This window comes from Acidiferrobacteraceae bacterium (assembly GCA_037388825.1).
Taxonomy (GTDB): domain Bacteria; phylum Pseudomonadota; class Gammaproteobacteria; order Acidiferrobacterales; family JAJDNE01; genus JARRJV01.
In genome coordinates this window covers 31,721-40,266 of the sequence record JARRJV010000024.1, presented here as the reverse complement: position 1 = coordinate 40,266, position 8,546 = coordinate 31,721, and the positions used below count along the sequence as shown (strand labels likewise).

The window sequence follows — 8,546 nt, the reverse complement described above, 5'->3', positions numbered from 1 at the left end:
CCTTTTCCGGCCCCCGCAAACTGCCCCTGTCCCCATTCCCTGGGGTAGAATCGCCCACCCGGTCCGGCCCCGGACCGAAATCCCGATGTGACACCATGACGACCCAACGCAAAGCAGTTGCCCTGATTTCCGGCGGACTCGACTCCATGCTGGCAACGCGCCTCCTGCTGGATCAGGGCGTCCACGTGGAAGGCATCAACTTCTACACCGGCTTCTGTGTCGAAGGCCACACCCACGCAATCCGGAACAAGGACAAGGATAGGCCCAAGCGCAACAACGCCCTGTGGGTGGCGGAACAGCTGGGGATCAGGCTCCATATTGTCGATGTCATCGAGGAATACAAGGATATCGTCATCAACCCGCGCCATGGCTACGGCGCCAACCTCAACCCATGCCTGGACTGCAAGGGCTTCATGGTGCGCAAAGCCTATGAGTGGATGCAGGAGCACGACTTCGACTTCATCATCACCGGGGAAGTGATCGGTCAGCGGCCCAAGTCGCAGCGGCGGGAAACCATGCCCATCGTCGCGCGCGAATCCGGTGCCGGTGATCGCCTGCTGCGACCGTTGTGCGCGCAGTTGCTGCCGCCGACCCTGCCGGAACGCGAGAGCTGGGTCGACCGGGAGAAGCTTCTGGATTTCAACGGCCGCAGTCGCAAACCGCAGATGGCACTGGCCGAGAATTTCGGTTTTCGGGACTATGCCCAGCCCGCGGGCGGCTGTTGCTTTCTTACCGACGCCAACTATTCGCACAAACTCGCTGATTTATGGGCGGCGCGCGGGGAACGGCGCTATGAGCTTGATGACATCATGCTGCTCAAGGTGGGACGCCATCTTCGGCCGGCAGACCATTTCAAGGTCATCGTCGCCCGTGACGACGGCGAGAATCGTTTCCTCCATGGCTACCGAAAGCGTTTCGCCCACCTGCATGCCACCAGCCACAAGGGACCCCTGGTTCTCGTGGACGGAAATCCGGACGACCGGGACCTCGAACTCGCGGCCCGGCTGGTGGCACGATACAGCCAGGGGCGGGATGCCGAACGCGTGTGTGTTTCCATCACCGGCGCCAACGGGAACGAGCGCGAGCTTGAAGTGGCACCGCTGCCTGCGGACGCCATTCCCGAGGAATGGTACCTGTGAGTCTTCACCACCTGGATGCCCGGAACGTGTTGTGCCCGCTTCCCGTGATTCGTACCCAGAACGCGGTGGCAGATCTGGCCGCCGGCGATCGCCTGGAAGTCGTGTGCACCGATCCGGGAGTACTTCAGGACATCCCCGCATGGTGCCGCATCAACGGTCACAAGGTTCTGGACACCCGCTCCGGGGACCACGAGATCATCATCCTTATCGAAGTGGGTGAAACACAATAGGGTCATGGACAGTTCAGGGAAACAGGATCGGACCCGCGACACCATACGCGTAACCCTCATCGGTTCGGTGCTGGACCTTGCGCTGGGTATCGTCAAGATCATCGTCGGCATCGTGGGCCAGTCCCAGGCCCTGGTGGCGGACGGCATCCATTCCCTGTCGGATCTGGGTACGGACATTGTCGTGATCTACGCCGCGCGCCATGCCGGACGGGAGGCCGACGAAGACCATCCCTACGGTCACGCGAGAATCGAAACCGCGGCTACGGTGGCTTTGGGCGTGGCATTGGTGGTGGTGGCCGCGGGCATCGGCTTCGATGCCGGCACACGTCTGTTCACACCGGAACGCCTGCTGCACCCCGGCTGGCTGGCGCTTGCAGTGGCCGGAATTTCGGTAGTCTCCAAGGAAGCGATCTACCAGTACACCATGATCTTCGCGCGCAGACATCGTTCGGACATGTTGCGTGCAAACGCCTGGCACAGCCGCTCCGATGCCATCTCGTCGATCATCGTGGTCATCGGCGTGATCGGGTCCATGGCAGGCCTCAACTATCTCGACGCCATCGCCGCCATCGGTGTGGCGCTCATGATCATCAAGATCGGCTGGGACCTGATCTGGCACAGTCTGCGCGAACTGGTGGACACAGGGCTGGAGCACGAGCGCGTGGAGAATATCCGCGAGTCCATCTTGTCCGTCGACGGGGTGATCGCCCTGCACAATCTGCGCACGCGCCGCATGGGCAGCGATGCCCTGGCAGACGTCCACATTCAGGTGAATCCCTCCATCAGCGTTTCAGAGGGACATCAAATCAGCGAAGCGGTACGCAAGAAACTGATCGAGGAGATCGAGGAACTCAGCGATGTCACCGTGCACATTGATACGGAGGACGAACAGGCGGCGATCCGGACCGTGGAACTCCCCCTGCGGTCGGAGATCATCCGGCGCGCCATGCTGCGCTTCAACGGGATCGACGAGGCGAATGAAATCGAGCAGATCACGGTCCACTATTGCGATGGCAAGGTACAGTTGGAGCTCCTGCTACCCCTGGATCACGCGCGGGACCCTGAGGCCGCGGCCCGACTGGGCCAGCAATTCCGCGAGGCCGCGGCCGGCGACCCCATGATCTCACGTGTCGACATCCGCTACGCCTGATGCACTACAGTGGTGCATGTGCTAGATTGCACTGATCCAGTGTGGTGCAAATTGCGGATAAATTTTTCATAAATATACTAACAATCAATCAGTTGTATCCGTTCTGTCCTTGGCACGCTACGTGCACTAATTGGGCTCAGATTTCTGAACTCTCGCAAACTTTTCTCCTAGGAGGACCAACAAGATGGCTGGCGGCAGTGACGTATTAAAGATGATCAAAGACAACAACGTGAAATTCGTGGACCTGCGTTTCACGGATACGAAAGGCAAGGAGCAACACGTTTCCATGCCCTCACACGTTGTCGACGAGTCCATGTTCGAAGACGGCAAGATGTTCGACGGCTCGTCGATCGCCGGCTGGAAGGGCATCAATGAATCCGACATGATCCTGAAGCTCGAGCCGGACACCGCAATCATGGATCCGTTCTCGGAAGAACCGCAGCTGATCGTTCGCTGCGACATTGTCGAGCCGGCCACCATGCAGGGCTACGAGCGCGACCCGCGTTCCATCGCCAAGCGCGCCGAGGCCTACATGAAGTCCACGGGCATTGCCGACACCGCCTACTTCGGTCCGGAGCCGGAATTCTTCGTACTCGACGACGTACGTTGGGGCGCGGACATGAGCGGTGCATTCTATAAGGTAGATTCAGAAGAAGCTGGCTGGAACTCGGAGAAGGTATTTCCTGACGGCAATATCGGTCACCGTCCAGGCGTGAAGGGCGGCTACTTCCCGGTTCCACCGGTCGACTCCCTGGTCGACGTCCGGGCCGCCATGTGCATGGCCATGGAGGAAATGGGGGTCAAGGTCGAGGTGCATCACCACGAGGTGGCCACCGCCGGTCAGTGCGAAATCGGTACCATGTTCGATACCCTGGTCCGTCGCGCCGACCAGAACCAGATCCTCAAGTACTGCGTATGGAACGTGGCCCACTCCTTTGGCAAGACGGCGACCTTCATGCCCAAGCCGCTGGTGGGTGACAACGGCAACGGTATGCACGTCCACCAGTCCCTGTCCAAGGGCGGCGAGAACCTGTTCTCCGGAGACGAGTACGGCGGCCTGTCGGAGATGGCCCTGTTCTACATCGGAGGCATCATCAAGCATGCCCGGGCCCTGAACGCGTTCTGCAACGCCTCCACCAACAGCTACAAGCGTCTGGTGCCGGGCTTTGAGGCACCGGTCATGCTGGCCTACTCGGCACGCAACCGCTCCGCTTCGATTCGTATCCCCTGGGTATCGAGCCCGAAGGCACGCCGCATCGAGGTCCGCTTCCCGGATCCGACCGGCAACCCCTACTTCGCCTTCACCTCGATGCTCATGGCAGGACTGGACGGTATCCAGAACAAAATTCATCCGGGTGAGGCCATGGACAAGGATCTGTACGATCTGCCGCCAGAAGAGGCTAGCGCCATCCCGACGGTGTGCCACTCGCTGGATCAGGCCCTTGAGGCCCTGGATAAGGACCGCGAGTTCCTGACGGCAGGCGGCGTGTTTACGGATGACGCCATCGACGCCTATATCGCGCTGAAGATGGAGGAAGTCACCCAGTTGCGCATGAGCACGCACCCGGTCGAATTCGACCTGTACTACAGCGCATAGGGTGTCGACACGCTGTGGAGCTCTGGAGACGCCCCCGCCCGGGGGCGTTTCTTTTCCGCCTTCCGCCCCCATGATAAACCAGTGCACCACGTTGGTGCGTCTGGGGGATTGGCGAAGAAATGTTTAATTTATTGCTTTACATAGGTTTTCATCATGGGACTGGCACTTCGAGAGGTGCACATGGCTAACCGGGACACGAGAGCCAGTGATCCCCTGAAAACGGTCTTCGAGAACCTGACTACGGCCGTTCTCGCGTTTGATCATGGCCTGCAACTCACCGCTATAAATCCGGCGGGAGAGATGCTGCTCAAGGCCGGTCGCCGGCATGTGATCGGCAAGGGTCTGGACGAACTCCTGCTGCGGGGCCGACAGCTGGAACGGATGCTGTCCCAGACCTTTCGCCGCCTGGAGCCCTTCACCCTGCGCGGCACGCGACTGCAGCTGGCGGACGGCGAAGAGATCCGTGTCGATTGCACCGTAACTCCGCTGATCGAGGGCGAACGCGGCACGGGGCTCCTGGTGGAACTGAATCGTGTCGATCGCATGCTGCGACGCGCGCGCGAGGAAAACGCAGCCGATCGTCATCTGGCCAACCAGGCCGTCCTGCGCGGTCTCGCCCACGAGATCAAGAACCCCCTGGGCGGCCTGCGTGGCGCCGCCCAACTGCTGGAGCGGGAACTGAACAACGCAGACCAGCGCGAATATACCCGAATCATCATCCACGAGGCCGATCGCCTGCGGAAACTGGTGGATCGCATGATGGGGCCAAACCGCCCACTGAAAAAAGAGCCGGTCAACATTCACGATATCCTGCAGCACGTACGTAAACTGCTGATTGTTGAAAACCCTGTCGGCCTGACCGTACGCCCCGATTACGATCCCAGTCTCCCCGACTTCCCCGGGGACCGGGAGCAGATGATCCAGGCGATCCTGAACATCGCACGCAATGCAGTGGAGGCCATGGATGCGCGCGGCACCATCATCCTGCGGACGCGTATCGGACGACAGTTCACGATTGGACAAAAGCTCCACCGGCTGGTCCTGCATGTGGATATCGAGGACAACGGTCCGGGGATTCCGGAAGATTTGCTGGACTATATCTTCTATCCGATGATCACCGGCCGCCCCGAAGGAACGGGGCTGGGGCTCGCCATCGCGCAGGACATCATCAACAAGCACGGCGGCCTGGTCGAAGCAACAAGCCAGCCCGGTCAGACCATCATTTCGGTATTCATCCCGATGGAGAATGGAAATGGCTAGACCCGATATCATCTGGGTAATCGACGACGATGCTTCAATCCGCTGGGTGTTGCAGAAGGCACTGGAAGCGGAAGGGATGACGGTTACAGCGTTTGAGTCTGCCAATGAAATCGATGAACTCCTGGATCGCAAGCGGCCGGACGTCATCGTGACCGATATTCGCATGCCGGGCATGAGCGGCCTGGAGCTCCTTGCGTCTATCGAATCCAAGGCCCCGGAAATCCCGGTCATCGTCATGACGGCCCACACCGATCTCGACAGCGCGGTAAAGTCCTACGAGAAAGGCGCCTTTGAATATCTGCCCAAGCCCTTCGACGTAGACGACGCGGTCAGTCTCATCCGCCGAGCCACGGAACATCGGCGCAAGATGGTTGCGGCCGGGGAACAGGAACAGGCGGAGCCGGCATCGGAAATCATCGGCGAGGCACCGGCGATGCAGGAGGTGTTCCGCGCCATCGGCCGCCTCTCGGGTTCCAATCTGAACGTACTCATCAACGGGGAATCGGGCACCGGCAAGGAACTCGTCGCACGCGCCCTGCACATGCACAGCCCGCGCCGCGAGAAACCCTTCATCGCCATCAACATCGCCGCGATTCCCAGTGAACTTCTGGAGTCGGAGCTGTTCGGACACGAACGGGGGGCCTTCACCGGCGCCCAGTTCCAACGCAAGGGCCGGTTCGAGCAGGCCAATGGCGGCACCCTGTTTCTTGATGAGATCGGCGACATGTCTTCCGGCCTGCAAACGCGCCTGCTCCGGGTCCTGTCGGACGGCCAGTTCTATCGCGTGGGCGGCCATGAGCAGATCCGGACCGATGTGCGCATCGTCGCGGCAACCAATCAGGATCTGGAAGAACGGGAAGACCTGTTCCACCGCCTGAACGTGATCCGAATCCACCTTCCGCCCTTGCGGGAGCGCCGCGAAGATATCCCGGCACTGGTAAGGCACTTTCTTGATTCGGCCGCCCAGGAATTGGGAGTGGAACCGAAACAACTTGCCATGGAAACGGAACAATACCTGACGCAACTGGACTGGCCCGGGAACGTGCGCCAGTTGCAGAATACCTGTCGCTGGTTGACGGTTATGGCGCCGGGCCAGACCGTTCGAATCGACGATCTTCCGCCGGAACTCCTCGCCACGGAACGAGCAAGTGGTGGTGGAGAGTGGACGGCCCTTCTACGCCGGGCGGTGGAACAACACCTCTCCGCGGGCGAAAACGAGATTTACGACGACCTCAATGCCGAGTTCGAACGGGTCCTGATCGAGGCCTCACTGCAGTACACGCGCGGTCGCAAGCAGGATGCAGCCAAGAAACTTGGCTGGGGACGCAATACCCTTACGAGAAAGCTGAAGGATCTCGGCATACGGGCCTGACGTGCGCCGCCCCACCCGGGGCGCAGTACGGCACTTCCTCACCTCTCCCTCGGTCGCTCATGCAACTGGCACCCGCTCGTCGTGTCGCGAGCCGCCCTGCCGGGTCATTCTTCAGATTCCGCACGCCAGTCATCCATCGTCAATACGATGTGATGGACCAATACCTCAGGGACCAGCGGGGCTACGAATAGCCGAAGTGCAGACCCGGTTTGCGCCTGGGCGCAGGCCGGGTCTCTATTTCCAGATTTCCGCCAGGGGGATGCCGCGCAGCAGGCGCGGCCGATCACCGGTCAGACCGGATGCGTAGGCCATAATTCGGTTCTTCACGGGCACCATCTGATCAAAGACGTCCAGGCCGAAATTCCGTATGGCCCGACGCGCCGCCCCGCCACCGGAAAACAAGGCATTAAATCCCTCCATGGCCGCGATCATCAGTGCGTTGTCTCCCCGTCGCCAGCGCTCATATCGCCGAAGCACCGCATGCACCCCGGGCTCCTCCCCGCGTGCCCACGCATCCACAAGCACCTCGGCGAGAACGGCGATATCAGCCAGCCCCAGATTCAGACCCTGACCCGCCAACGGGTGCACCCGGTGGGCCGCATCGCCCACGAGCACCATGCGGTCCCCGACATAGCCTTCCGCATGGGCGGACACCAGAGGAAACGCCGCACGCTTGCCGATGTCTTCCAGCTTCCCCAGACTGTCACCAAAGGCAGATTGCAGGGCGCCCAGGAATTCTTGCTCGTCCAGGGAAAGCAGTTCGTCGGCGCGCTCGTTCCGCGCGGACCAGACGATGGAACAGGTGTGGGGCTCGTCCAGTGGCAGAAAGGCCAGAGGCCCGGTTTCCAGGAATCGTTGCCTCGCGATGAATTCGTGGCGCCGCTCGCTGTGCACGACTCCGACGATGGCCTTCTGGTCGAAACCCGAGCTGCGACTTTGAATCCCGGCGGCCTTTCGAACTGCCGAGGCAGCGCCGTCGGCACCAACCACCAGGGCCGCCCGCAGGGACGCGCCATCGACCAGCCCGATCCGAATGCAAGCGGGTTCCGGCTCCAGGACATCCCAGGAAACGCCGTTGCGATACTCGATGTTCGCAAACTGGTGCATTCTTTCTACCAGGGAATGGAGAATCAGACCGTTCTCGACAATGTACCCGAGGGCCGGAACTCCCAGTTCCGCGCTATCAAAGTCGACACTTCCCTCTCCGCCCTCGTCCCAGACATGCATTCCGCTGATGGGGGCCACTCTACGCGAGGCAATCAGGTCCCAGGCACCCACAGCGTCCAGAATCGATTTCGACCCGGCGGTAACCGCGCTGACCCGCAGGTCATACTCCTTCCCCGGGGGCGGTGGCGCGCTACCCGATTCCAGGACACAGACCCGCAGTGGGCTGTCCCCGAGGGCACATGCCAGGGCGGCTCCCACCATGCCGCCGCCGACGATCACCACATCGAACTCCGTTGAACGGTTCATTGACCCTTGCCGCCCAATGGCAGGCCACGTGCCAGCCGGGGAAGGCGTCCATTGAGACCACTGGTTCGACGGATAAACATGCGTTTTACGGAAGGCATAAGATCCACCGCCGCCAGGCCCAGGTTGCGCATCACGGCAAGGGGCAGGAAGTCATTGGAGAAGATCTGAATGAGACCGTCGGTGAACGACGCCACGCGGCGATTGTCCCGCTTGCGCCACGCGGCATAGCGCTGCAGAACCTCGGACTGCCCGATGTCCCTGCCTTCCTCATGGGCCTCGACCAGGACCTGGGCCAGGGTAGCAACATCGCGCAAACCGAGATTGA

General features: G+C 61.1%; 8 protein-coding genes (1 of these 8 cut by a window edge). 6 read left to right on the top strand and 2 right to left on the bottom strand.

Annotated features, from left to right (window positions below):
* Nucleotides 1–95: 95 nt before the first annotated feature.
* The 6 genes from P8X48_06290 to ntrC all read left to right on the top strand — a co-directional run bounded on the left by P8X48_06290 (nt 96) and on the right by ntrC (nt 6,748).
* On the top strand, nt 96–1,139 hold the full coding sequence (locus P8X48_06290; protein MEJ2106925.1) for a hypothetical protein: 1,044 nt from the start codon (nt 96–98) through the stop codon (nt 1,137–1,139).
* Nucleotides 1,136–1,369 (top strand): sulfurtransferase TusA family protein, encoded by a 234-nt coding sequence (locus tag P8X48_06285; GenBank protein ID MEJ2106924.1) that lies wholly within the window; start codon nt 1,136–1,138, stop codon nt 1,367–1,369. The genes P8X48_06290 and P8X48_06285 overlap by 4 nt, the downstream gene beginning before the upstream one ends.
* A gap of 4 nt (nt 1,370–1,373) precedes the next feature.
* Nucleotides 1,374–2,519: a cation diffusion facilitator family transporter gene (locus tag P8X48_06280; GenBank protein ID MEJ2106923.1), complete on the top strand. Its 1,146-nt coding sequence runs from the start codon at nt 1,374–1,376 to the stop codon at nt 2,517–2,519.
* 184 nt (nt 2,520–2,703) lie between these two features.
* Entirely contained in the window at nt 2,704–4,116 is a 1,413-nt protein-coding gene (gene glnA, locus P8X48_06275; protein MEJ2106922.1) for a glutamate--ammonia ligase, read from the top strand.
* A gap of 153 nt (nt 4,117–4,269) precedes the next feature.
* Complete coding sequence (gene glnL / locus P8X48_06270) at nt 4,270–5,376, top strand: nitrogen regulation protein NR(II) (GenBank protein MEJ2106921.1); 1,107 nt, start codon at nt 4,270–4,272, stop codon at nt 5,374–5,376.
* The gene (ntrC, locus tag P8X48_06265) at nt 5,369–6,748 is read left to right on the top strand and encodes a nitrogen regulation protein NR(I) (GenBank protein ID MEJ2106920.1); all 1,380 of its coding nucleotides are present in this window, start codon (nt 5,369–5,371) and stop codon (nt 6,746–6,748) included. Before glnL ends, ntrC begins: the two co-directional genes overlap by 8 nt.
* Nucleotides 6,749–6,982: 234 nt before the next feature.
* Here ntrC and P8X48_06260 read toward each other — a convergent pair whose 3' ends face one another.
* The gene (locus P8X48_06260; GenBank protein ID MEJ2106919.1) at nt 6,983–8,221 is read right to left on the bottom strand and encodes a UbiH/UbiF/VisC/COQ6 family ubiquinone biosynthesis hydroxylase; all 1,239 of its coding nucleotides are present in this window, start codon (nt 8,219–8,221) and stop codon (nt 6,983–6,985) included.
* On the bottom strand, nt 8,218–8,546 hold the end of the coding sequence (gene ubiH, locus P8X48_06255; protein ID MEJ2106918.1) for a 2-octaprenyl-6-methoxyphenyl hydroxylase. 1,039 nt of this gene lie beyond the right edge of the window; only the last 329 of its 1,368 coding nucleotides appear in the window; its start codon lies off the right edge, out of view; it ends in the stop codon at nt 8,218–8,220. The genes P8X48_06260 and ubiH overlap by 4 nt, the downstream gene beginning before the upstream one ends.